We start from the raw sequence: 22,761 nt of genomic DNA, 5'->3' as shown, positions 1-22,761 counted from the left end.
AAATGATCAAGCGAACCATGTTCGGAAGAGCAGGCTTCGAACTCCTCAGGGCGCGTGTCCTTCAGCCCGCATAATCAAAAAACATCATCACGAAAAGTACGGAAGAACCCATATTCCGATAAAAATGCAAACAGCTTTTTCAGGCTGCGTCGGCAGCCTCGTCCAGCGGCTTCACCTTCATGATCTCGGCCTGCGCACCGCATTTGGCAAGAGCATCACCCAGAATCTTGAAATGCGGTGCGGCCAGATGCGCCTCAAAACCGGCTTCCGAAGCCCAGACCTCGTTTGCCACGAACCGGCCAGCCTTCTCGATATCCTCGCTGATCACATACTGGCGGCAGGCCTCTTCCCGGCGGGATGCCACGACACAGGCCGCAAAAGCCGCCTCTGCCGCTGCCGCATGTTCAGCGGGAACCGTGACAACGGCCGTGATGTGAACCGTCTGGCTCATGATGGAACTCCTCATCAACAATGAAGCTGCCCAAAGCCCTCTGCGGGCGACGGGCAGCGTTTCACGTGAAACCATACCTCACCCTTTTGTGATAAAGAACCCGTGCCGGGTATCCGACCCGAAAGGACCGGACAGCAGAAAGGCGCCTCCCCGAAGGAAGACGCCTTTGCCAAAACACCAGACTGAAAAACCCGCTCAGCCTTCCGCGTAGGTCGAGATATCCGGGCAGGAACAGACAAGGTTCCGGTCCCCCCAGGCATTGTCCAGACGCCCGACCGGCGACCAGTATTTCGACGTGTCCACACCGCCGGGGAAGCACCCGACCTCGCGGCTGTAGGACCGCTCCCAGTCCCCAGCCATATCCGCCGTCGTATGCGGGGCAAAGCGCAGCGGGCTGTCTTCCATCCCGACACGTCCGGCTTCAACCTCGGCAATCTCTGCACGAATGGCGATCATCGCATCGCAGAAGCGATCCAGCTCGCCCTTGCCTTCGGATTCCGTCGGCTCGATCATGAACGTCCCCGCCACCGGGAAGCTGACCGTTGGCGCGTGGAAGCCGTGATCGATCAGACGCTTGGCGATATCGTCCACCGTCACGCCGACCGCATCCTTCAGCGGCCGCAGATCCACGATGCATTCATGCGCCGTAAAGCCGTTCGTGCCACGATACAGAACCGGATAGTGCTCACCCAGACGGGCCGCGATGTAGTTCGCATTCAGGATCGCCATCGTCGTCGCCTGACGCAGTCCCTCATCACCCATCATCATGATGTAAGCTGCGGAAATAGGTAGGATCGACGCCGAGCCGTAAGGCGCTGCGGACACCGCAATGCCATGCTGTCCCGGCAGATACGGCGCGAGATGCTTGCCCACACCGATCGGCCCCATGCCCGGCCCACCGCCGCCATGCGGAATGCAGAACGTCTTGTGCAGGTTGAAATGCGAGACATCCGCGCCATACAGACCCGGCCGCGCCAGACCAACCTGTGCATTGAGGTTCGCGCCATCCAGATAGACCTGACCACCCGCGGCATGAACCAGCTCGCAGATCTCGACGATCCGCTCTTCGAACACGCCATGCGTGGACGGATAGGTAATCATGATGGCCGCCACGCGCCCGTCATGCTGCGCGATCTTCGCCTTCAGATCCTCGACATCCACATTGCCGTTCTCATCGCAGGCCACGACGACAACCCGCATTCCGGCCATCTGGGCCGAAGCCGGATTGGTCCCATGCGCGGACGCCGGAATCAGGCACACATCCCGGTTCTCATCGCCGCGAGCGCGGTGATAGCCACGGATCGCCAGAAGTCCGGCATATTCGCCCTGAGCGCCGGAATTCGGCTGAAGCGACACGGCATCGTAACCCGAAATCGCACAGAGCGTACGCTCCAGATACGTGAACAGCTCGGCATAACCCTGAACCTGATCGGCGGGTGCGAAGGGATGAATCCGCGCGAATTCCGGCCAGGTAATGGGGATCATCTCAGCCGTCGCATTGAGCTTCATCGTGCAGGAGCCCAGCGGGATCATCGTCCGGTCCAGCGCCAGATCCTTGTCGGCCAGCGCGCGCATGTAGCGCAGCAGATCCGTCTCGGAACGGTGCGCATGGAACACAGGATGCGTCAGCAGCGGTGCCGTCCGGGACAGACCCTCCGGCAGCGTATCCGTTACATCGAGCGCCTGCTCGACAGAGGCCAGATCCGCGCCCTCACCCGCAAATGCCGCCCAGACCGCACGGACCGTCTCCGGCGTCGTGGTCTCGTCACAGGACATGCCAATCCGGCCATCCCCTGCATCACGCAGATTGATGCCAGAAGCCACGGCGCGCGCCAGAACCTGCGGCGCGGACGCGCCAGCCTGAACGGTGATGGTGTCGAAGAACACATCCGTCTCGACCGTCGCACCCAGAGTCTTCAGCCCGGCGGACAGGATCGCCGCCATCCGGTGCGTGCGCGCGGCAATGGCCTTCAGTCCTTCCGGCCCGTGATAGACCGCATACATGGACGCGATGATCGCCAGCAGGGCCTGCGCCGTGCAGATGTTGGACGTCGCCTTCTCGCGGCGAATATGCTGCTCGCGCGTCTGAAGTGCCAGACGATAGGCCGGCTTGCCCGCACTGTCGCGTGACACCCCAACCAGACGCCCCGGCATATGCCGCTTGAATGCATCGCGCGTCGCCATGAACGCCGCATGCGGCCCACCGGCCCCCATCGGCACGCCATAACGCTGCATCGAGCCGATCGCGATATCCGCACCCAGCGCGCCCGGGCTTTCCAGCAGGACCAAGGCCAGAGGATCACAGGCCAGAGCCGCAATCGCACCCTTTTCATGCAACGCCGCAATCATCTTGCGCGGGTCCCGCACCTGCCCCGAAGACCCCGGATAGGACAGCAGTGCCCCAAATACGGAAGACGCATCCAGATCCGTTTCCGGATTACCGACCACAACGTCCCAGCCCAGCGGCTCGGCCCGCGTGCGGATCACGGCAATCGTCTGCGGGTGCGTATCGGCATCCACGAAGAACGCCGTCGCCTTTGACTTGCCCACGCGCTGCGCCAGCGCCATGGCTTCCGCACAGGCCGTGCCCTCGTCCAGCAGGGACGCATTGGCGATGTCGAGCCCCGTCAGATCCGCCACCAGCGTCTGGAAGTTCAGCAGCGCCTCAAGACGTCCCTGGCTGATCTCGGGCTGATATGGCGTATAGGCCGTGTACCAGGCCGGATTTTCAAGAATATTCCGCTGGATGACCGGCGGCAGAACCGTATCGTAATAGCCCTGCCCGATCATCGACGTCAGAACCTGATTGCGCGAGGCGATCTGCCGCAGACGCGCCAGCGCATTCTGCTCGGTCAGGGCCGCGCCGATCCCGTGATCTCCGCGATCGAGAATGGCGGCCGGAATAGTGCGGTCGATCAGGTCATCAAGGCTGGAAGCCCCCACGACACGCAGCATCTCTCCGATTTCGGAAGGGCGCGGGCCGATATGGCGGGAGCTGAAATCTTCGGTCTGGGCAGGCCACAAGGTCGTCACGGGCAGGTTCTCTGGCATTTCATGAAAGCAGTGGCGGAAATCGGGGGCAGGCTAAAGAAAAACGGGGCCTGCCAGCGCAGACCCCGCATCCCCTCAAAGGCTCTTGTACTGTTCGGCCGTCAGCAGGCCCTTGAGGTCGTCCGGATTGGCAACCGTCATGCGGAAGATCCAGCCCTCGCCTTCCGGATCCTTGCCCACCAGCGTGGGATCATCGGACAGCGCGTCATTGAAGCCAGCCAGCGTGCCCGCAACCGGCGCATAGATGTCGGAGGCCGCCTTCACAGACTCAACGACCGCTGCCGCATCACCAGCGGCGACTTCCGTGCCCTCGTCCTTGGCTTCGACGAACACCAGTTCGCCCAGCTCTTCGGAGGCATGTGCCGTGATGCCGACAGTGCCCTGGTCGCCATCGACGCGGATCCATTCATGGGACTTCGTGTAATAGGTCGTCATTGCTGCTTTTTCCTGATCTGAAGTTCGACTGTAAGTTCAGCGCTTGAAGCCGGGTGCCACAAACGGCATCGCCCGCACATGCAGCGGCACATACTTGCCCCGCAGTTCCGCAAAGACGGGCGTATCCACCGCCGCGTACTCCGGCGTGACATATCCCATCGCAACAGGAGCCTTCACGCTCGGGCCAAACGCCCCGGACGTGACCACTCCGATTTCCTTCTGCCCCTCGGCATCGGCAAAGAGCTTCGCCCCCGCCCGCACCGGAGCCCGGCCATCCGCAACCAGCCCGACGCGCTTGCGCGCCACGCCATCGCGCGTCTGCTTCAGCACGATATCCGCACCCGGATAGCCACCCTCACGCACACCGCCCTCACGACGCGCCTTCTGGATTGCCCAGCCCAGCGAGGCCTCAACCGGCGTGGTCGTGACATCGATGTCATTGCCATACAGGCACAGCCCGGCTTCCAGACGCAGCGAATCCCGCGCGCCCAGTCCGATCGGCAGCACATCCGGCTGCGCCAGGATCGCGCGTGCGACCCTGTCAGCATCCGTGCCCGCACAGCCAATTTCAAACCCGTCCTCGCCCGTATAGCCGGAGCGCGACACCGTCACAGGCACAGACCCAGTCGCCGTGGCCAGTTCGGTCTCGATCACATCCATGAAGCGCATGTCCTTCACGGCCGGGCAGAGCGGCGCCAGAGCCGCTTCCGCCGCCGGGCCCTGAAGTGCCATGAGCGCACGGTCGAACTGGCGCGTCACCACACAGCGATCAGACAGCGCCTTCTCGATCCGCTCCGCGTCCTGAACCTTGCAGCCTGCATTGACGACAACCAGCAGGTCCTTGCCCATATTGGCGACCATCAGGTCATCCAGAATTCCGCCTTCCTCATTGGTCAGCAGTCCATAACGCTGACGCCCGGCGGCAAGCCCGACGTAATCAGCAGGAACCAGCGTCTCCAGAGCCGCAGCCGCGTCCTTCACGTCCCCGCTCTTCGCAGCAATGCGAATCTGCCCCATGTGAGACACATCAAACAGACCGGCCTTTTCGCGCGTATGAAGATGCTCGGTCATCAGCCCGGCCGGGAACTGGATCGGCATCTCAAAGCCTGCGAACGGCACCATCTTCGCGCCAAGTTCCAGATTCAGATCATAAAGGGGAGTACGCTGGAGGGAATCGCTCATGGGGAAAGCCCGGTCCATTCTATCTCAAGACGTGAAGATGCAGACGCCCCCGGCTCCACGCTGACGCAGCCGGAAAAACGTCGCCCCTTCTGTCCTTTCGCCTGAGATCGCTATCCCGTCGGCGGATGCGTCCAGCGCACCTCTCTCCAGAATGTCCTGACCGCCTCGGTCCTTTGGCCTGAGAGTTTCCGGGGCGGTTGCTCCTTCGGCGCCAGCCTGACGGCTGGTCTCTCCCGTGTCGGTCCCCGCGATCCTGCCAGTTTCCGAAAAACTCCGCAATCGTTACGATCGCTCATGCGTTAGGTCTTTTGCCCTGCAACACGCAAAGGAGAACATCATGGCTGGCGAACTGACGGTCATTGCCGAATTCGAGACCACTCCCGCGACCTATGAGACGTTCCTCGAAGCCTGCGCCTATGACAGCGAGCGTTCCGTAGCCGACGAATCCGGCTGCCACAGCTTCACGGTCCTCTCCCCCGAAACGGAAGCCGACACGGTCATCCTCGTGGAAGTCTATACCGACCGCGCCGCCTTCGAAGAGCACCTCAAGACCCCGCATTTCGGGGTGTTTGCAAAAGCTGTAAAAGATCTTGAGATCAAGGAACGCAGTGTCCGCTTCCTGAAGAAGAGAGCCCCCTGAACAATGCATCTTTCAAGCACGAAACGCCTTCTCGCCATCACTCTCCTGTGCGGCACGGTTTCGGCCTGTGCCTCACACCCGCAGCACAATCCCCGCACGCGCCTGATCGGCATCCCCAACCCCGCCAGCGTCTATTGCACGCAGCAGGGCGGTCGCCACGGTGATGTCCGGACTGCCGGCGGCGAAACCGGTATCTGCACCTTCCCGCCCAATCAGGTCTGCGATGAATGGACGCTCTATCGCGAACACCGCTGCGTCGCGCCCCTGGCCAAGATGACGTCCTGATTTTCCAGCCCGGCCAGCCTGAAAAGGCCAGCCGGGTTTTTCATTTTCTCAATACATAACATGTTATGTATTCCATCCACATGATCCCCGGAATCCGAATGACCGCCCCTTCGCAGCTAAGCGCCCTGACCACACGCAATACCAGGCTCTTCACGCTCCTGCTGGAACGCGAACTCAAAAAGACAGGTCTTCGGAGCGGTCAGCTCCCCGTGTTGCAGGCTTTGCAGGACGGAAAGATCCTCAATCAGAAAGCCCTCGCGGATTTTGCGGATATCGAACAGCCGGGCATGACGACACTTCTCGCCCGGATGGAGCGCGACGGCCTGATCCAGCGCGAACCAGACCCGACAGACCGCCGCAGCACACTGGTCACACTGACACCGGACGGGCAGCGGAAAAGCCGGAATATCGTTCCTGTTATGGAACATTTAACCAACACAGCACTCAAGGGGTTCACACCCCTTGAACGCGATATTCTCGTAACACTTCTGGAACGGATCACCAGCAGCCTGAAAAGCCAGCTGTAGCTGCCTGCCCCTTAAATGATGGGGCAGGCGCACGATCATTTTCCGGTTTTCGGAAGATGCTCGGCAATATAGGGCGGCAGGTTGAACGACCCGACATGGATCTCCGGCGTCCAGTAACGCGTCGTCCCCAGGATCTTCGCGGCTTCCGCACGGGCGCGGATCTGCTCGACCGTCTGCGTGTTCGGAGCCTGCCCCTTGGAGGCCACACCCAGCGTCATGAACCCGCCGACATAGGTCGGAACAGCAGCCACATACGCACCCACATGCGGGAAGAACTTCGCGCGACGCAGGCTCGTCTCATACAGCTCATCCGCCTGCATGAACGGCACGCCACACTGGTTCACGATCAGTCCTTCAGCCGAAAGGATGCGTGCGCAGTTGCTGTAGAACTCGTCCGTGAACAGCACTTCACCCACACCGATCGGATCGGTGCTGTCGACGATGATCACATCGAACGAGCCGTCAGCCGCCTTGGCCACATAGTCGATGCCGTCGCCGACAATGACCTCGGCCCGCGGGTCGTTCCATGCGTCACCGGCAATGTCCGGCAGATACTGTTTGGACAGTTCGATCACCGCACCGTCGATCTCGACCATGACAGCCTTTTCCACCGTGTCATGCTGCAGGACGCGACGCAGAACACCACCGTCACCCGCACCAATGATCAGCACGCGCTTCGCACAGGGATGCGCCAGAAGCGGCACATGCGTCAGCATCTCCTGATAGACGAACTCGTCACGCTCGGTGATCTGGATGACACCGTCCAGAACCAGCACTCGACCGTGGCTGGAGCTTTCAAACACCACCACATCCTGGAAGTCGGATTTTACCCGTGCGAGCTCACGCGTAACGAGAAAGCGCTGTCCCCAGTCCGGGTACAGGGTCTCGTTGAGCCATGTTTCAGCCATGGATCATCGTTTCCTTGTGGGATTGTATTGGAAAAGGACCGGGTTCACCCGGTCCTTTCATCAGTTCAGGCTGCTTTCGCGGCCTTGTCCTGCACGCGGCCACGCCGCACGGCATCGACCTCAATCCGGCCGGCCTGGAACAGGCGCTGCATCACCGGGATCGACAGGTTCGGATCACATGCGCCGCACATGAACACGTCCACAGCCGCATAATTCCGTTCCGGCCACGTATGGATCGAGATATGGCTTTCCGCCAGCACGATCACGCCGGACACGCCACCATTGGGCGTGAAGTGGTGAAAATGGCTGTGCAGGATCGTCGCACCAGCCGCCACCGCAGCTTCGCACAGCGTTTCATCGATCCGCATCGGATCATCGAGATTCCGGGCGTCCCAGAAATCGATCAGCAGGTGATTGCCAGCAAAACGCTCGCCATCACGCTCAATGAAGTAATCCTTGCGCTCCTCCTCAACGAGGTGAGCTGCGCCGTTCTGGATATCTCTCGGGAGTTCCGATACCATCCCCAGTTGAGCAAGTGCGTTCATCACGTACCCCCAAACCAGTAGACAGCCTGTTGGGCAAAATTGCCCCCTTGGGCCAGGAAGCGCGCTAGTTAGCGGCCCCCTCCCCCTGATGCAAGCACTTTATGGGGCAATTCCCGAATATGTCACATAACCCACCAATCCCATGCTCCCACTGCATGAGAAACGGGTTTTCCCTCTCCTGCACACAGGGCTCAGGCACGGAACTTTCCTGAGCCAGACACGCCACATACAGTTCGGGCGCCGGATCGCCGGGAAACGAATCCCGGAAATCCCGACGCCCGAAAGAAGCTGAGGCTTCCCCGTTCCAAAGGGCCGAATCCGGCCCCTCGGATTAGTCTGATCAGTTCTTGGCCTTGTCGACCAGCTTGCCCTTGGCAATCCATGGCATCATCGCACGCAGCTTCTCACCGGTCTTCTCGATCGGGTGAGCGTCGTTGCGGGCGCGGATGGCCTTGAAGCCAACGCCGCCGGACTGGTTCTCAAGGATGAAGTTGCGAACGAACGTGCCGTCCTGGATGTCCGTCAGAACGCGCTTCATCTCGGCCTTCGTTTCCGGCGTGATGATGCGCGGACCCGTGACATATTCACCGTATTCGGCGGTGTTGGAGATGGAGTAGTTCATGTTCGCAATGCCGCCTTCGTAGATCAGGTCCACGATCAGCTTCATTTCGTGCAGGCACTCGAAATAGGCCATCTCCGGCGCATAACCGCCTTCAACCAGCGTCTCGAAGCCGGCGCGGATCAGGTCAACGAGACCACCGCACAGGACAGCCTGCTCACCAAACAGATCGGTTTCGACTTCTTCCTTGAAGGTCGTCTCGATGATGCCCGCACGGCCACCACCGTTTGCGGAAGCGTAGGACAGGGCGATCTCAAGCGCATTGCCCGAAGCGTTCTGTGCCACGGCCACGAGGGACGGCACGCCACCACCACGCAGGTATTCGGAACGGACCGTGTGACCCGGACCCTTCGGCGCGATCAGGAACACGTCCAGGTCCGGACGGGCTTCGATGATGCGAAAGTGGATGGACAGACCATGAGCGAAGGCCAGGGCAGCGCCCGGCTTCAGGTTCTTCTCAAGGCTTTCCTTGTACAGCGCGCCCTGGCCTTCATCCGGCGTCAGGACCATGACAACGTCGGCCCAGGCAGCAGCCTCACCCGGCTCCATCACCTTGAAACCGGCTTCCTCAGCCTTCTTCACGGCGGAAGAGGTCGGACGCAGGCCGATGACGATGTCGGAAACGCCGCTGTCCTTGAGGTTGTTGGCGTGGGCGTGACCCTGGCTGCCATAGCCGATGATCGCGACTTTCTTGCTCTTGATCAGATTCAGATCGGCATCGCGATCGTAATACACCCGCATCAGACAGGCTCCTTTTTAAGATGAAACACTGAAGGACCGCGCCCGATGGCGGCAATCCCGGTGCGCGAAACCTCGGCCAGGCCAAGGGGGCGCATCAACTCGATGAACGCGTCGATCTTCTCGGGAGACCCCGTCAGCTCGAACACGAAACTCATGGCCGTCGTATCGACGGGGCGCGCACGGAACGAATCCGCAATGCGCAGGGCCTCCGTCCGGCGGTCACCGGACGAGACGACCTTCACCAGCGCAAGCTCACGCCCCACATAGGGCCCTTCTTCCGTCAGGTCGCAGACATCATGCACCGGGATCAGGCGCTTGAGCTGCGCCTTGATCTGCCGGATCACCATCGGCGTGCCCGACGTCAGCACCGTGATGCGCGAGAGCTTCTGCTCCGCATCCACCAGCGCCACCGTCAGGCTCTCGATGTTGTAGCCACGGCCGGAAAACAGGCCCACCACGCGGGCCAGCGCGCCACTCTCGTCCTCGATCAGAACCGAGATGACCGAATGTTGGATAGTCTCCGTCATCAGACCAGCATCTTTCCTTCTTCGGTCAGTCCCGCCGCTTCGGAATCCTGATCCGGACCCAGCAGCATCTGGTTGTGCGCCGCCCCCGACGGGATCATCGGATAGCAGTTCTCGCCCTCGGCCACACAGATATCGGCCACGACCGGACCGTCATGCGCCAGCATCCGGCGGATCACGTCATCCAGCTCACCCACATGCGTCGCCCGCATTCCGGTCGCATGGAAGGCTTCAGCCAGCTTTACGAAGTCCGGCAACGCCTCGCTGTAGGACTGCGAATAGCGCGACCCGTGAAGCAGCTCCTGCCACTGACGGACCATGCCCATATAGTGGTTGTTCAGGATAAAGATCTTCACCGGCAGGCGATACTGCGCAATCGTCCCCAGTTCCTGGATGTTCATGAGCGTGGACGCCTCACCGGCGATATCGATCACCAGCGCATCCGGATGGGCCACCTGCGCGCCCACGGCGGCCGGCAGACCATAGCCCATCGTTCCCAGACCACCGGATGTCAGCCAGCGGTTTGGCTTGTCGAACTGGAAGTGCTGCGCCGCCCACATCTGGTGCTGCCCGACCTCGGTGGAGACGAACGTGTCACGCCCCGTCTCCTGCGCCAGCTCGTACAGACGGCGGATGGCATGCTGCGGACGGATGATGGCCGACGGGTCCATGTCCTGCGTGAAGCCAAAGCCATCCACGCTGCGCCAGGACGCGATCTGGTTCCACCAGGTGGACAGATCCGGCGCCGGCGTATCGCCCCAGGCTTCCAGAAGTGCTTCGAGCGTATCGCGCACATCGCCCTCGATCCGCACATCCACCGGCACGATCTTGTCGATCTGGCTCGGGTCGATATCGGCATGGACCTTGAACGAATTGGGCGAGAACGCATCCACACGCCCCGTCACGCGGTCATCGAAGCGCGAGCCCAGTGCGATCAGCAGGTCACAACCATGCGTGGCCATGTTGGCCTCGACAGAGCCGTGCATTCCCAGCATGCCGAGAAACTGCGGATCGGGAGACGGAAACGCACCCAGGCCCATCAGCGTGGACGTCACCGGGAAACCGGTCTTGCGCGCCAGACGACGCAGCAGTTCCGACGCTTCCGGCCCGGAATTGATGATGCCACCGCCCGTATAGAAAAGCGGACGCTTGGCCGTCTTCATCGCCTCGACAGTCCGCGCGATCGCCTCCGCATCCGGGCCACCCTGATGGCTCAGACGCTGCAGGCGTGACAGCGCAGGCTTCGTCAGCGGTGCCTTGCCGACCGTGATGTCCTTGGGCAGATCCACCAGAACCGGCCCCGGACGGCCCGAACGCGCAACCTCGAACGCCTCACGCACGGTCTGCGCCAGCGTACCCGGCTCCCGCACGAGATAGTTGTGCTTGGTCGCCGGACGCGTGATGCCCGTCGTGTCGGCTTCCTGGAACGCGTCATTGCCGATCAGCTTGGTCGGCACCTGACCCGACAGGCAGACGAGCGGGATGGAATCCATCAGCGCATCCACCAGCCCGGTCACGGCATTGGTCGCCCCCGGACCCGACGTCACCAGCACCACGCCAACCTTGCCTGTCGAACGCGCATAGGCCTCGGCAGCATGAACGGCAGCCTGCTCATGGCGGACAAGCACATGGCGAATACGGTCCTGCTTGAAGAGAGCATCGTAAATCGGAAGGACAGCCCCACCCGGATATCCGAATATGACCTCCACACCCTCTTCATCGAGAACGCGCAGAAGCACCTCCGCGCCATTCAGCGCCTCATTGCCTGTTCCTGCGTCTCTTTCAGCAGCCGTCACCGTTTCCTCCCAAGGTATGAGCGGCGGGATTTAGGACGCCCGCGCAGCGGCGTCAACTCGTTCAGATATAAAGTTCTCTATTTTTTCATACTGACTTTCCGATTCTTGCGCAGAATGGGTATATCTGCGCAACGAAATCATCGCATCCTCACCCTTTCCCAACGCATGATGCCGGAACCAGGTCGCCTGCCGCCGCGTATAGCGCCCGATGGCCAGGACGGCGGATTTCCGCGCTTCCTCAAGCGGGACCTCCCCCCGCAGAACAGCCGCCAGTTCGGGCACCCCATGCGCACGCATGGCAGGCAGAACCGGATCAAGCCCCCGCTCCAGCAGAGCGGACACTTCTTCAAGAGCCCCGGCCTCCAGCATCTGCCCGAATCTGGAATCGATCGCCCGGCGCAGCCCCTCCCGCTCCGGGTCCAGTCGCACGGACACGAACCGGCACGGAGCAGGCGGCAGCCCCGGCTGCGACCGCCACCAGGCCAGTCCGCGCCCCGTCCCCGTCCAGACCTCCCAGGCCCGCGAAATCCGCTGCGTGTCATTCGGACGCAAGCCCGATGCCGTCTCCGGATCAACCTGCATCAGCCGCGCATGAAGCGCCTCCGGCCCGATTTCCTCCGCCAGACCCCGAGCCTCGGTCCGCGCCGCATCGCCAGGGTCCGGCACTTCCACCAGACCATCCGTCAGCGCCCGCAGATACATCCCCGTCCCGCCACACAGGATCGGCATCCGCCCCTCAGCCCAGACCGCGTCCATCTCCCGCAGCGCCTCGGACCGCCACCAGGCCACACTCCCCGGCACGGCCGCATCCAGAACGCCGTAAAGCCGGTGCGGCACCGCAGCTTCGTCGGCCGCGTCGGGCCGAGCTGTGAGGATGTGCAGATCACGATAGACCTGCATGGAATCCGCATTGATGACCGTACCGCCAAAGGTCCGGGCAAGATCGAGCGCCAGTGCCGACTTGCCGGAGCACGTCGGTCCAGCCACAATGATCGCAGTTTTTGCTTCTGTCGTCTTCGGGGCGTTCATTCCTCCCCTCCTGCCACACGTGCCGGACCGTTACGAGATCCCATGTCCCTTCCTGCCGTCCTGACCCTTATCGCTGACCGGAAATCCGGCCCCCTCAAACCCGAGGCCATCGACGTGGCCCGGACGCTCGTCAAGGGCAATGCGCCCATCGTCCTGTCCCCGGGCGAAGCGGTGGACATTCCCTGCCCCCCGCCGCGTCCCGGCTCGGCCAGCGCCGCCACCATCCGCGCAACCCTCGCGCCCTATCGCGTCGATGCCCTGCTTCTGAAAACGCGCGGCCGGCGCCGGGCCGTCCTCGTCGCCGACATGGACAGCACCATCGTCACGGGCGAGACGCTCGACGAACTGGCGGATCTGCTGGGCTGTGGCGAAGACGTCGCCGCCATCACCCGTGCCTCGATGAACGGTGAGCTGGATTTCGAAACCGCACTTGAGCAGCGCGTGGCCCTTCTGGCCGGAAAACCGGCCTCCGTCCTTGAAGACGTCTGGGCCTCCGTCACCCTGACAGAAGGCGCGCGCGAACTCGTGCAGACCATGCGCAAGCACAACGGTCGCACGGCCCTCGTATCGGGCGGCTTCACATGGTTCACTCAGCGCGTAGCCGAACTCTGCGGCTTCGATGAGAATTACGGCAATGCGCTGGAAATCGAGGACGGCAAGATCACCGGACGCCTCGCCGGCCCGATCCTCGGCCCGGACGCCAAGCGCGATCATCTCGAACGCCTGACCTCAGAGCGCGGCGTACAGCTTCGTGCTGCCCTCACGACCGGTGATGGTGCAAACGACATCCCGATGCTCGCCAGCGCTGGCCTCGGTCTGGCCTTCCATGCCAAGCCCAATGTCCGCCGCATCATTTCCACGCAGATCAACTTCGCCAACCTGCGCGCGCATCTCTTTGCACAGGGCTATCACGCGCGGGACTTTGTCACGGACTGACCGGACATCCGCACCACCAGAAACGAAAAAAGCCGCCGAAGTCCCAGCCTCCGGCGGCTTTTTTCGATCAGTATCCCCAGGTATAGGGCGGCACACCCGAATAGGACGGCACTGCGTAACCGGGAGCATAACCCGGCGCATAACCATATCCGCCGCCATAGCCCCCACCATAGCCACCGTAACCGCCATAGCCATAAGGCGAGGCAACCGCCATTCCGGCCGCCATGCCCAGACCGACGCCAAGGCCCCAGCCGCCCCAGCCCCAGCCACCGCCCCAGCCCGGCATGCCCCAGCCATAACCGAACCAGCCGGGACCGCCCCAGCCGTTCCAGCCACCCCAGCCCGGATAACCCCAGCCGCCAAAGCGCGGGCCACCCCAGCCACCACCCCAGCCGCCTCCACGGAAACCCCAGCCGGGACGCCCACCGCCATAGCCGCCGCCCCAGCCACCACCGGGGCCACCGCGATATCCGCCGCCCATGCCGCCACCATGGAAACCGCCACCGCCCATGCCACCGCCGCCGTGGAAGCCACCGCCTCCACCACCGCCATGCCCACCACCTCCGCCGCCACCGTGCTGGGCAAAGGCCGGGAGGGAAATCGAGGACGCCAGCAACGCCAGCATCAGTGCGGCAGCGGGTCTGTGTGCAAAGGTCATGGCAAGTCTCCTGTGGGAAAGCCCGATCATTTTCCCATATCGGCATTATCAGATCGCGTGGAAAGGTGGCTTTCCCATGACGAAACAACTTGTTTCACGTGAAACATTTCCGTCACCTTCGCCTGCGCCGCGCGCCCAGATGTCCACCAAGGCTTTCCAGCGCCAGTCGAAGCTCCTCATCCTCGATATCCGGCACCTCGATCTGTACCGGTTTCGGACGCTTCGGCGTCGGCCGTTCGAACGCGACCAGATCCTGAACGATCTTCAGACGCTCGATTCCATATTCCCCCCGCAACCCGCAGGCGACATTGATGCGTTCGATGATCTGGGGCGCCCGATGCTGAAGCTCCATGGCGATCGGTCCCGAACACGCCAGCGTCAGCGTCCCCGCAGAAAGACGGCGTGGCTCGGTCTGCTTTGCCAGACGCGGCCCGACAAAATCCACCCAGTCCATCATCAGTCGCGCCAGCACGGGCGGTTTCTTCTTGAAGACCGGCTGCGTCAGCGCCTGCACGAAAGACCCGATCTGCTTCGCCCCCGAGCGGCGCGGCTTCCAGTTCCGGTCTGACGGCACCCAGCCATCGGGCTCCGGTGCGGCCTTCTTTCGGGACGTGTTTCGTGTAGGGCGCTTGTCCGAACCGCAATCCTTCGTCATATCCCTTCCCGTGACTCCTGATGCATCCGCACTGCTGCGCTGGTACGACCACCATCGCCGCGCCCTTCCCTGGCGCAGCCTGCCCGGCCAGCGTCCGGACCCGTACGCCGTCTGGCTGAGCGAAATCATGCTCCAGCAGACAACTGTCAAAGCCGTCATATCCTATTACGAGCGCTTTCTCACGCATTACCCGACGGTTCAGGACCTCGCAGCCGCCCCGCTTGAAGATGTCCTGCACCTCTGGGCCGGCCTCGGCTATTATGCCCGCGCCCGTAATCTTCATGCCTGTGCAAAACGCGTTTCCGAACGCGGCGGTTTCCCCGATACGGTCGAAGAGCTGCTGACGCTCCCCGGAATTGGCGCCTATACGGCCCGCGCCATCGCTGCCATCGCCTTCGGGCGCCCCGTCGTCCCGGTTGATGGCAATGTCGAGCGCGTCACAGCCCGCCTGAACGCCATCGAAGATCCCCTCCCGGCCTCACGCCCGCTGCTCGCCCGGCAGGCCGCACTCCTGAACGACGATCCTGTCGCCCAGAGCCGCCCTTCCGATTTCGCACAGGCCCTGTTCGATCTCGGCGCCACGATCTGCACCCCGCGCAGCCCCGCCTGCCTGACCTGCCCCTGGCAGACATCCTGCATCGCCCATGCCCGTGGAATCGCAGCACAGCTTCCGGCCAAACAGCCCAAACAGGCCCGCCCCACCCGTTACGGCGCGCACTTCCTCCTGCACGACTCCAGCGACCAGATCCTTCTGCGGACACGCCCGCCCACCGGCCTGCTCGGCAGCATGGACGAACTCCCCGGAACCGACTGGCGCAGCACAGCCTGGACGGACGAAGAAGCCCTCACCCACGCCCCCTGCCTGACCCACTGGGTCCGCAGAGGCGAGATCCGCCATGTCTTCACCCATTTCACCCTGTATCTTACAGTCTACGAGGCTTGCCTTCCACAGAGCCATAATGCAGGGATCGATTCCTCTTTCGGCACGTTCCGCTCAGCAAAGCGCGCCGCCCTGCCCGGCGTCATGAAGAAATGTCTGGCCCTCACCAAGCAGACTCCGGAGACACGATGACTGAAACACACCCGACACTGCGCCTGTGGTTCATGGACTGGCATGGCGGGATGCTCGACCACGATCCGCTGAAAGATGCTCCGACCAGCACCCCTTTCCAGCCAGGCCGTCTGCCGGGACTCTGCGCCATTGTCCCGACTGCCTTCCAGTTCCCCTGCCGCCCGTTCATGGAAAAACGCGTGTCCATGCCCCGGGCTTTCCCGGAAATGGAAATGCAGGAACTGCCTCATAACCGGGTCGCATTCTTCCTGCCCAGGCATAAGACTTACCTGATCAGCGTACCTTTTGGTTCCGGCCTCGTGGATTACTATTCCCCGGCGCAAAAAGAGTGGGAAACCTTCCTTCCCCTGACTCTGGAAATGTTGCGCGGACTTTCCCTGCTCGTAACGCCTGATACCCTGAAGCTGGAAGACGACACCGGTGAAGACCTGCCGACTCCGACATTGCACGAGCAGATGACTCTCCGGTTTGGCGAGAGAAACCTTCCCCTCTTCCTGAACACCGATGCCCTGACCCGGATCGGCCAGATCATGCCTGGCACGACCGCTTCGATCGACCTGACCTGGCAGATCGACTCTGCCCCGGCCCCTCTTGCCGTGCACCGTCAGACAGCCCCGACGCCAGAACCGGCAACACTGTAAAACCAGAGACGCGGCCAGTCCCGGAGAGTCCATCCGGGACACCTCAATGATATTTCCAACCTGAAATACCGGAACCAGACCTTTGTGGTCCTCATCCGTTTCACGGAAGCCTTCCGGCTGTATTCAATTCCCCTTCACGAGAAAGGGTTTTTTCAATTAATTGTAATGTTTGATTGATGTCCTTCACAGGCGGGATTTTTGTTCTAAACATTCCTGTGTCTGGAGCAGACAGGTATTTCATACGAAGCCGGTCTGTTTTCCGGCTGTCATGGGAAGATATGTCATCTAGAGGTTCTTTTCTTGCCGTTTCTGGGGTCCGTCATGACGGAACGGGCCGTCTCTTCTGTTATACTACCCATTATTTAACGACAGAAAATCGCATACCTGAAGTTCCCGGTTTTTCCAACGCCCCTGACGGCACGTCACCTTTCAGCATCCTGCTCCAGACACCTGCCCCCGAACTCCGGATGGCCTCATACGCTTTTCCCGGACAGGTCCAGGTTCCTTCCCAATACCACTGCTATCCAAATGGCTACGCGGTCCTTCCGGATACCCGTGACCTGTCACCCGCCTTCCTTCGGTCGGATGACTGCATGGTCCTGTCAGCGAGGCAGATCATCCAGTCATCTGACCGTCCCTATGGCTCCTGAGGTACTGAAATCATGACTTATACTGTCGGACATTATCTTGCCGAACGACTGACACAGATCGGCCTGAAGCATCATTTCGCCGTTGCCGGCGACTACAACCTCGTTCTGCTCGACCAGCTGATCGAACAGGGCGGCACGAAGCAGATCTATGACTGCAACGAGCTGAACTGCAGCTTCGCAGCCGAAGGTTACGCCCGTGCCAACGGTGCGGCCGCTGCCGTCATCACCTTCAGCGTCGGTGCCATCTCCGCCATGAACGGCCTCGGCGGCGCCTATGCCGAAAACCTGCCGATCCTCGTGATTTCGGGCGCTCCGAACTCCAACGATCACGGTTCGGGCCACGTCCTGCACCACACGATCGGCACGACGGAATACAGCTACCAGATGGAAATGGCGAAGCACGTCACCTGTGCCGCCGAAAGCATCACGTCTGCTGAAACCGCCCCGGCCAAGATCGACCACGTCATCCGCACGATGCTGCGCGAGAAGAAGCCGGCCTATCTCGAAATCGCCTGTAACATCTCGGCCGCACCCTGCGTCCGTCCGGGCCCGGTCTCGTCCCTGCACGCCCATCCGCGTCCGGATGAAGCCAGCCTGAAGGCAGCCCTGGACGAGAGCCTGGGCTTCCTCACCAAGGCCAACAAGGTCGCCATCCTGGTCGGCACCAAGCTGCGCGCAGCCGAAGCCCTCAAGGAAACGATCGAACTGGCTGACAAGCTCGGCTGCCCCGTCACGGTCATGGCCGCTGCAAAGAGCTACTTCCCCGAGACGCACCCCGGCTTCCGTGGCGTGTACTGGGGTGATGTCAGCAGCCCGGGCGCCCAGGAAATCATCGAAGGCGCCGATGCCGTCATCTGCCTGGCACCGGTCTGGAATGACTACTCCTCGGGCGGCTGGAAGAGCATCGTCCGTGGCGAAAAGGTCCTTGAGGTCGATCCTGACCGCGTTACCGTCAACGGCAAGACCTTCGACGGCTTCCGCCTCAAGGAATTCGTCAAGGCCCTGACCGAGAAGGCCCCGAAGAAGTCCGCAGCCCTGACCGGCGCATACAAGCCCGTCATGCTGCCGAAGGCCGATCCGGCAAAGCCACTGTCCAATGACGAAATGACCCGCCAGATCAATGAGCTGGTCGACGGCAACACGACCCTCTTCGCCGAGACCGGCGACTCATGGTTCAACGCCGTGCGCATGCATCTTCCCGAAGGTGCAAAGGTCGAGACCGAAATGCAGTGGGGTCATATCGGCTGGTCCGTTCCGTCCATGTTCGGCAACGCCACCGCTTCGCCGGAGCGCAAGCACGTTCTGATGGTCGGTGACGGTTCCTTCCAGCTGACGGCGCAGGAAGTGGCCCAGATGGTCCGCTACGAACTGCCGGTCATCATCTTCCTGGTGAACAACCACGGCTACGTCATCGAAATCGCCATCCATGACGGCCCGTACAACTACATCCAGAACTGGGACTACGCAGCTCTGATGCAGTGCTTCAACCAGGGCGTCCCGGGTGAGGAAAGCGGCAAGTACGGCCTCGGCCTGCATGCCACGACGGGTGCGGAACTGGCCGAAGCCATCGCCAAGGCCAAGAAGAACACCCGCGGCCCGACGCTCATCGAGTGCAAGCTCGATCGCACGGACTGCACCAAGACCCTCGTGGAGTGGGGCAAGGCTGTGGCCGCCGCAAACTCCCGCAAGCCCCAGAGCGTCTGATCCTTCCCCGATCAGTCCCTGCGACACAGAAAACCCCCCGTGCCCGGCACGGGGGGTTTTTCTTTGGACCGGCTCTCAACCGAAAATCAGAGCAGACGCGCAATCTTCATGAACAGGAACGTCACACTCATGAAGACGAAGCAGACAATGCCCGCCTCCACAGTCCCAAGAGACCCCTGCGCCAGAAACATTCCACCCGTATTCATGCCGAAGAACCCGGTCACGAATGTCGCCGGCAGCATCAACGTGGTCCCGACCGAGACGATATACAGACGCCGGTTGGTTTCTTCCGCCTGATTGGACCCCAGCTCGTCCTGCAGGGACCGCGCACGGTCCTGAAGCGCGATCAGATCGTCCAGCGCCGCATGAACCTGCCGTTCAGCCCTGTCCCGCAATTCGTCCTCGGCCCAGTCCGGAAGGTCCAGATCCTCGTCCTTCAGAACACGGTCGATCGGCGTCACCACCCGGCGCAGTTCAGTCGCACGACGGCGCACCTTGCCGACAATACTACCCAGATGCCCCAGGTCGGAGCGATGCTCGATCAGCAAAAGCACGTCTTCCGCCCGGTCCAGCTCATCATCCAGATGCCCGAGCTGCCGCCGCACCGTCCCCGTGAATTCCCGCAAGGCACGGTCAATGATTCCCGCAGGCGTCTTCGGAATCTGGTCCGGCTTGAGCGAACGATACGCCGCGCCCAGAACCGGAATGGGATTGCGCCGCGTCGTGATCAGCAGATCCGGCCGCATCGCAAAGCGCCAGGCGCAGATATCCCGGTCCTCTTCGGACAGCGCATCGTCAAACGCCGGCAGCGCGCCCCAGATCAGATCCCCGAACGCCTCGAGCGCAATGCCATATTCCGTCTCGGCCAGCATGGCACACACGTCTTCGGGCAGACCCGGCAGATGCGCGACATAACCCCGCGCGGAGCTGTGCACGGTATCGAAATGCAGCCAGTACCAGCCGTCGGTTTCAGGAGGCCGCTCCGGCGCCAGGAGCGCCTCGACTTCCGCAGATCCCAGCGTCCGCAGATCCTGCCCCGGCACGGCATGAACCGCCCAGACGAGACCGTTTGCAAAAGCAGGTGCTCCGGTTTCCTGATGTTCCGGGTCCAGAACCGTGAAGGGGAAGTTGTAGGCAGTGCTGTCTGACACGACATCCTCCTGTTCTCAGGGGGTTCAGGACCGGCAGAACCGGCATGCAGGTTCAACAGAAACGACTGGAAAAGAGACCGGGAGGCAAACCCTGTCCGGCTTCTCGCATGGTCTGCAGACAGACGCAATATACCCCTCTTTCCGTAAACAGAGGCGCTCCGCGATGCAACTCCGGCCGACCGCAGCGGTTATTCCAACACACCACTCTGAGTCAGCCCCTGACGCAGGGGAGTTCCCCTCCGGAAAGGAATGTCCATGTCCATCCGCACATCCTTCTTCGCTGCAAGCCTTCTGATCGGCACCGCCGTCGCCGCTCCGTCCGTCATGGCACAGGCCGTAAGCGCACCCAGCAACGACCAGACGCAGACTTCGACCTCGGCCATCCAGAAGGCGCAGAACTCCACGATCAGCCAGCCGAACAACAGCCTGCCGACCAATCCGCGCACGATCACGGAACAGCCGGATCAGCCGCCCCCGGCAGCTCCAGGAGCCATGAGCCGCACCACGACCGAAACCGGTCCCGTCCCTTCAAACCAGAAGGACGTGCACAAGCTCTCCCGCAAGCATCACCGCTCGCACCACAAGACGTCCACGCCAACCGAAACGTCGCCCCAGACCACGTCGCCGGAATAAGGGCGACAGGCCTATTGCCGGGCCCGCCCTTTCCGCGGGTCCGCCAAGCCTTTATACAGGCAGCCATCCAAAGATGGGCAGCAAGGGCCATTTCATGACGACGCAGGATTACAAGGTTCGCGACATTACTCTGGCAGACTGGGGCCGCAAGGAAATCTCCATCGCCGAAGGCGAAATGCCGGGCCTGATGGCTCTTCGCGAAGAGTACAAGGATTCACAGCCGCTCAAGGGCGCACGCATCGCCGGCTGTCTGCACATGACCATCCAGACCGCCGTTCTGATCGAGACGCTGATCGCTCTCGGCGCCACGGTCCGCTGGTCTTCGTGCAACATTTTCTCCACGCAGGATCACGCCGCAGCAGCCATCGCTGCCGCCGGTGTCCCCGTCTTCGCCTGGAAGGGCCTGACGGAAGACGAGTTCAACTGGTGCATCGAGCAGACCATCCATGGTCCCGATGGCTGGACGCCGAACATGATCCTCGATGATGGTGGCGATCTCACCATCATGATGCACGACAAGTACCCCGAAATGCTCAAGGACGTGCGCGGCATCTCCGAAGAGACGACGACGGGTGTGCATCGTCTGTGGGAAATGTCCAAGAAGGGCACGCTGAAGGTTCCGGCCATCAACGTGAACGACAGCGTCACCAAGTCCAAGTTCGACAACCTGTATGGCTGCCGTGAAAGCCTCGTGGACGCGATCCGTCGCGGCACGGACGTCATGATGGCCGGCAAGGTTGCCGTGGTTGCCGGTTACGGTGACGTGGGCAAGGGCTCCGCTGCCTCCCTGCGCAACGCAGGCTGCCGCGTGCTCGTGACCGAAGTCGATCCGATCTGCGCCCTTCAGGCCGCCATGGAAGGCTATGAAGTCGTCACGATGGAAAACGCAGCACCGCGTGGCGACATCTTCGTCACCTGCACGGGCAACGTGGACATCATCACGATCGACCACATGCGTGAAATGAAGGACCGTGCGATCGTCTGCAACATCGGTCACTTCGACAGCGAAATCCAGGTCGAAGCCCTGCGCAACTATCGCTGGAACAACATCAAGCCGCAGGTTGACGAGATCGAGCTGGCTCCGAACCGCCGCATCATCCTTCTGTCCGAAGGCCGTCTGGTGAATCTGGGCAACGCAACGGGCCACCCGTCTTTCGTGATGTCCGCATCCTTCACCAACCAGACCCTGGCTCAGATCGAACTGTGGACGGCAAAGCCGGGCCAGTATGAAGTGAAGGTCTACACCCTGCCGAAGGCTCTGGACGAAAAGGTCGCGGCCCTGCACCTCGCAAAGGTTGGCGCAGAACTTTCCAAAATGTCACAGAAACAGGCGGACTACATCGACGTTCCAGTCAATGGTCCGTTCAAGCACGAAGAATACCGCTACTAAGACAAGGCGGATCAGGAAGGGCGAAACCCCTGTTACGTCCCTTCCGGACTTCCTTTATCAACAGGAGTTACACTCATGGGTCTTTTCAGCACGATCATGTCCAAGATCTTTGGCCATGCAGAAGCCGCGACACCAGCCACCTCCGCGGCACCCCCGGCCGCCGCTGACGCAGCCGCTCCGGCCGCAGCAGCAACGGCAGCCGCGGCTCCGGTTGACGTGGACGCCGTCCTGTCCGGCCTGGCCGCAAAAGCTGGCCAGCCGCTGAACTACAAGACCTCCATCGTGGATCTCCTGAAGCTGCTCGGTCTCGACAGCTCGCTCCAGTCCCGCAAGGAACTGGCCGGTGAGCTGCATTATTCGGGCAGCACGGACGACACCGCGACGATGAACGTCTGGCTCATCAAGCAGGTCTATGCCGAGCTGGCCAAGAATGGCGGCAAGGTTCCGGCTGACTGGACGCACTGATCCGCGCCCCGTCCGCACGGACAACATGAAAAGCCCGGCTGTTTTCAGCCGGGCTTTTTTTATGAAGTTTTCA

Annotated in this window: 23 protein-coding genes and 2 riboswitches; of the genes, 10 read left to right on the top strand and 13 right to left on the bottom strand. The window is 61.8% G+C overall.

The features are described 5' to 3' along the window. Positions 1–139: 139 nt before the first annotated feature. The 4 genes from HKD31_RS10000 to gcvT all read right to left on the bottom strand — a co-directional run bounded on the left by HKD31_RS10000 (position 140) and on the right by gcvT (position 5,119). Positions 140–451: a putative quinol monooxygenase gene (locus tag HKD31_RS10000; RefSeq protein WP_194264934.1), complete on the bottom strand. Its 312-nt coding sequence runs from the start codon at positions 449–451 to the stop codon at positions 140–142. A 195-nt stretch (positions 452–646) separates the two neighbouring features. Beyond that, positions 647–3,502, bottom strand: coding sequence for an aminomethyl-transferring glycine dehydrogenase (gene gcvP, locus HKD31_RS09995; RefSeq protein WP_194264933.1), 2,856 nt, complete (start codon positions 3,500–3,502; stop codon positions 647–649). 75 nt (positions 3,503–3,577) lie between these two features. Then, complete coding sequence (gcvH, locus tag HKD31_RS09990) at positions 3,578–3,937, bottom strand: glycine cleavage system protein GcvH (protein WP_062455063.1); 360 nt, start codon at positions 3,935–3,937, stop codon at positions 3,578–3,580. 36 nt (positions 3,938–3,973) lie between these two features. Further along, complete coding sequence (gene gcvT / locus HKD31_RS09985; protein ID WP_194264932.1) at positions 3,974–5,119, bottom strand: glycine cleavage system aminomethyltransferase GcvT; 1,146 nt, start codon at positions 5,117–5,119, stop codon at positions 3,974–3,976. 79 nt (positions 5,120–5,198) lie between these two features. Then, positions 5,199–5,275: riboswitch (glycine riboswitch) on the bottom strand. Further along, positions 5,276–5,365, bottom strand: a riboswitch (glycine riboswitch). Positions 5,366–5,456: 91 nt separating this feature from the next. On the opposite strand from gcvT, the gene HKD31_RS09980 reads away from it, so the two are divergent. From HKD31_RS09980 to HKD31_RS09970, 3 genes are all read left to right on the top strand, one after another. Further along, positions 5,457–5,759, top strand: a complete 303-nt coding sequence (locus HKD31_RS09980; RefSeq protein ID WP_194264931.1) for a putative quinol monooxygenase — start codon at positions 5,457–5,459, stop codon at positions 5,757–5,759. A 3-nt stretch (positions 5,760–5,762) separates the two neighbouring features. Next, positions 5,763–6,044, top strand: a complete 282-nt coding sequence (locus tag HKD31_RS09975; RefSeq protein WP_194264930.1) for a putative hemolysin — start codon at positions 5,763–5,765, stop codon at positions 6,042–6,044. Between the two features lie 98 nt (positions 6,045–6,142). After that, positions 6,143–6,571: a MarR family winged helix-turn-helix transcriptional regulator gene (locus HKD31_RS09970; RefSeq protein WP_194264929.1), complete on the top strand. Its 429-nt coding sequence runs from the start codon at positions 6,143–6,145 to the stop codon at positions 6,569–6,571. Between the two features lie 35 nt (positions 6,572–6,606). Here the strand turns inward: HKD31_RS09970 and speE are convergent, their stop codons facing one another. The 6 genes from speE to miaA form a co-directional block, all read right to left on the bottom strand. Then, positions 6,607–7,479, bottom strand: coding sequence for a polyamine aminopropyltransferase (gene speE / locus HKD31_RS09965; RefSeq protein ID WP_194264928.1), 873 nt, complete (start codon positions 7,477–7,479; stop codon positions 6,607–6,609). A gap of 65 nt (positions 7,480–7,544) precedes the next feature. Then, entirely contained in the window at positions 7,545–8,024 is a 480-nt protein-coding gene (gene speD / locus HKD31_RS09960) for an adenosylmethionine decarboxylase (RefSeq protein ID WP_194264927.1), read from the bottom strand. 340 nt (positions 8,025–8,364) lie between these two features. Next, the gene (ilvC, locus tag HKD31_RS09955; RefSeq protein WP_011252650.1) at positions 8,365–9,384 is read right to left on the bottom strand and encodes a ketol-acid reductoisomerase; all 1,020 of its coding nucleotides are present in this window, start codon (positions 9,382–9,384) and stop codon (positions 8,365–8,367) included. Continuing rightward, positions 9,384–9,911 carry an acetolactate synthase small subunit gene (gene ilvN / locus HKD31_RS09950; protein WP_011252649.1) on the bottom strand — a complete coding sequence of 176 codons (528 nt, stop codon included), beginning with the start codon at positions 9,909–9,911 and terminating at the stop codon, positions 9,384–9,386. Before ilvN ends, ilvC begins: the two co-directional genes overlap by 1 nt. Beyond that, positions 9,911–11,704 carry a biosynthetic-type acetolactate synthase large subunit gene (gene ilvB, locus HKD31_RS09945; protein ID WP_194264926.1) on the bottom strand — a complete coding sequence of 598 codons (1,794 nt, stop codon included), beginning with the start codon at positions 11,702–11,704 and terminating at the stop codon, positions 9,911–9,913. Before ilvB ends, ilvN begins: the two co-directional genes overlap by 1 nt. A 30-nt stretch (positions 11,705–11,734) precedes the next feature. Beyond that, positions 11,735–12,733, bottom strand: coding sequence for a tRNA (adenosine(37)-N6)-dimethylallyltransferase MiaA (gene miaA, locus HKD31_RS09940; RefSeq protein ID WP_194264925.1), 999 nt, complete (start codon positions 12,731–12,733; stop codon positions 11,735–11,737). A gap of 42 nt (positions 12,734–12,775) precedes the next feature. On the opposite strand from miaA, the gene serB reads away from it, so the two are divergent. Then, on the top strand, positions 12,776–13,669 hold the full coding sequence (gene serB, locus HKD31_RS09935) for a phosphoserine phosphatase SerB (protein ID WP_194264924.1): 894 nt from the start codon (positions 12,776–12,778) through the stop codon (positions 13,667–13,669). A 67-nt stretch (positions 13,670–13,736) separates the two neighbouring features. On the opposite strand, the gene HKD31_RS09930 is transcribed toward serB, so the two are convergent. Continuing rightward, positions 13,737–14,327: a hypothetical protein gene (locus HKD31_RS09930; RefSeq protein WP_194264923.1), complete on the bottom strand. Its 591-nt coding sequence runs from the start codon at positions 14,325–14,327 to the stop codon at positions 13,737–13,739. Between the two features lie 112 nt (positions 14,328–14,439). Then, positions 14,440–14,982 carry a DciA family protein gene (locus tag HKD31_RS09925; RefSeq protein WP_194264922.1) on the bottom strand — a complete coding sequence of 181 codons (543 nt, stop codon included), beginning with the start codon at positions 14,980–14,982 and terminating at the stop codon, positions 14,440–14,442. Positions 14,983–14,992: 10 nt separating this feature from the next. On the opposite strand from HKD31_RS09925, the gene mutY reads away from it, so the two are divergent. From mutY to HKD31_RS09910, 3 genes are all read left to right on the top strand, one after another. Further along, positions 14,993–16,054, top strand: a complete 1,062-nt coding sequence (mutY, locus tag HKD31_RS09920) for an A/G-specific adenine glycosylase (RefSeq protein WP_194264921.1) — start codon at positions 14,993–14,995, stop codon at positions 16,052–16,054. Then, a complete protein-coding gene (locus HKD31_RS09915; protein ID WP_194264920.1) occupies positions 16,051–16,695 on the top strand; it encodes a hypothetical protein in 645 nt (214 codons plus the stop codon). The genes mutY and HKD31_RS09915 overlap by 4 nt, the downstream gene beginning before the upstream one ends. A 662-nt stretch (positions 16,696–17,357) precedes the next feature. Continuing rightward, on the top strand, positions 17,358–19,049 hold the full coding sequence (locus HKD31_RS09910) for an alpha-keto acid decarboxylase family protein (RefSeq protein WP_194264919.1): 1,692 nt from the start codon (positions 17,358–17,360) through the stop codon (positions 19,047–19,049). 86 nt (positions 19,050–19,135) lie between these two features. On the opposite strand, the gene HKD31_RS09905 is transcribed toward HKD31_RS09910, so the two are convergent. Further along, the gene (locus HKD31_RS09905; protein ID WP_194264918.1) at positions 19,136–20,200 is read right to left on the bottom strand and encodes a CorA family divalent cation transporter; all 1,065 of its coding nucleotides are present in this window, start codon (positions 20,198–20,200) and stop codon (positions 19,136–19,138) included. A gap of 255 nt (positions 20,201–20,455) precedes the next feature. Here HKD31_RS09905 and HKD31_RS09900 point away from each other — a divergent pair, with 255 nt between their 5' ends. The 3 genes from HKD31_RS09900 (at position 20,456) to HKD31_RS09890 (ending at position 22,688) form a co-directional block, all read left to right on the top strand. Continuing rightward, complete coding sequence (locus HKD31_RS09900) at positions 20,456–20,833, top strand: hypothetical protein (RefSeq protein ID WP_155723024.1); 378 nt, start codon at positions 20,456–20,458, stop codon at positions 20,831–20,833. A 94-nt stretch (positions 20,834–20,927) separates the two neighbouring features. Further along, positions 20,928–22,223: an adenosylhomocysteinase gene (gene ahcY / locus HKD31_RS09895; protein WP_194264917.1), complete on the top strand. Its 1,296-nt coding sequence runs from the start codon at positions 20,928–20,930 to the stop codon at positions 22,221–22,223. 75 nt (positions 22,224–22,298) lie between these two features. Further along, positions 22,299–22,688 carry a DUF3597 domain-containing protein gene (locus tag HKD31_RS09890; protein ID WP_194264916.1) on the top strand — a complete coding sequence of 130 codons (390 nt, stop codon included), beginning with the start codon at positions 22,299–22,301 and terminating at the stop codon, positions 22,686–22,688. Positions 22,689–22,761 lie beyond the last annotated feature (73 nt).

The organism is Gluconobacter potus (assembly GCF_015244705.1).
GTDB classification, from domain to species: domain Bacteria; phylum Pseudomonadota; class Alphaproteobacteria; order Acetobacterales; family Acetobacteraceae; genus Gluconobacter; species Gluconobacter potus.
The sequence above is the reverse complement of the archived record's forward strand: the minus strand, read 5'-3'. Positions and strand labels throughout refer to the sequence as shown.

Excerpts from the sequence above, each read along its gene's own strand:
- gcvP (WP_194264933.1), bottom strand. The coding sequence starts at position 3,502 with ATGCCAGAGAACCTGCCCGTGACGACCTTGTGGCCTGCCCAGACCGAA.
- speE (WP_194264928.1), bottom strand. The coding sequence starts at position 7,479 with ATGGCTGAAACATGGCTCAACGAGACCCTGTACCCGGACTGGGGACAG.
- HKD31_RS09980 (WP_194264931.1), top strand. The coding sequence starts at position 5,457 with ATGGCTGGCGAACTGACGGTCATTGCCGAATTCGAGACCACTCCCGCG.
- ahcY (WP_194264917.1), top strand. The coding sequence starts at position 20,928 with ATGACGACGCAGGATTACAAGGTTCGCGACATTACTCTGGCAGACTGG.
- HKD31_RS09975 (WP_194264930.1), top strand. The coding sequence starts at position 5,763 with ATGCATCTTTCAAGCACGAAACGCCTTCTCGCCATCACTCTCCTGTGC.
- gcvH (WP_062455063.1), bottom strand. The coding sequence starts at position 3,937 with ATGACGACCTATTACACGAAGTCCCATGAATGGATCCGCGTCGATGGC.
- ilvN (WP_011252649.1), bottom strand. The coding sequence starts at position 9,911 with ATGACGGAGACTATCCAACATTCGGTCATCTCGGTTCTGATCGAGGAC.
- miaA (WP_194264925.1), bottom strand. The coding sequence starts at position 12,733 with ATGAACGCCCCGAAGACGACAGAAGCAAAAACTGCGATCATTGTGGCT.
- HKD31_RS09915 (WP_194264920.1), top strand. The coding sequence starts at position 16,051 with ATGACTGAAACACACCCGACACTGCGCCTGTGGTTCATGGACTGGCAT.
- HKD31_RS09890 (WP_194264916.1), top strand. The coding sequence starts at position 22,299 with ATGGGTCTTTTCAGCACGATCATGTCCAAGATCTTTGGCCATGCAGAA.
- HKD31_RS09930 (WP_194264923.1), bottom strand. The coding sequence starts at position 14,327 with ATGACCTTTGCACACAGACCCGCTGCCGCACTGATGCTGGCGTTGCTG.
- HKD31_RS09970 (WP_194264929.1), top strand. The coding sequence starts at position 6,143 with ATGACCGCCCCTTCGCAGCTAAGCGCCCTGACCACACGCAATACCAGG.
- HKD31_RS09925 (WP_194264922.1), bottom strand. The coding sequence starts at position 14,982 with ATGACGAAGGATTGCGGTTCGGACAAGCGCCCTACACGAAACACGTCC.
- serB (WP_194264924.1), top strand. The coding sequence starts at position 12,776 with ATGTCCCTTCCTGCCGTCCTGACCCTTATCGCTGACCGGAAATCCGGC.
- HKD31_RS10000 (WP_194264934.1), bottom strand. The coding sequence starts at position 451 with ATGAGCCAGACGGTTCACATCACGGCCGTTGTCACGGTTCCCGCTGAA.
- gcvT (WP_194264932.1), bottom strand. The coding sequence starts at position 5,119 with ATGAGCGATTCCCTCCAGCGTACTCCCCTTTATGATCTGAATCTGGAA.
- ilvC (WP_011252650.1), bottom strand. The coding sequence starts at position 9,384 with ATGCGGGTGTATTACGATCGCGATGCCGATCTGAATCTGATCAAGAGC.
- HKD31_RS09900 (WP_155723024.1), top strand. The coding sequence starts at position 20,456 with ATGTCCATCCGCACATCCTTCTTCGCTGCAAGCCTTCTGATCGGCACC.
- speD (WP_194264927.1), bottom strand. The coding sequence starts at position 8,024 with ATGAACGCACTTGCTCAACTGGGGATGGTATCGGAACTCCCGAGAGAT.
- HKD31_RS09910 (WP_194264919.1), top strand. The coding sequence starts at position 17,358 with ATGACTTATACTGTCGGACATTATCTTGCCGAACGACTGACACAGATC.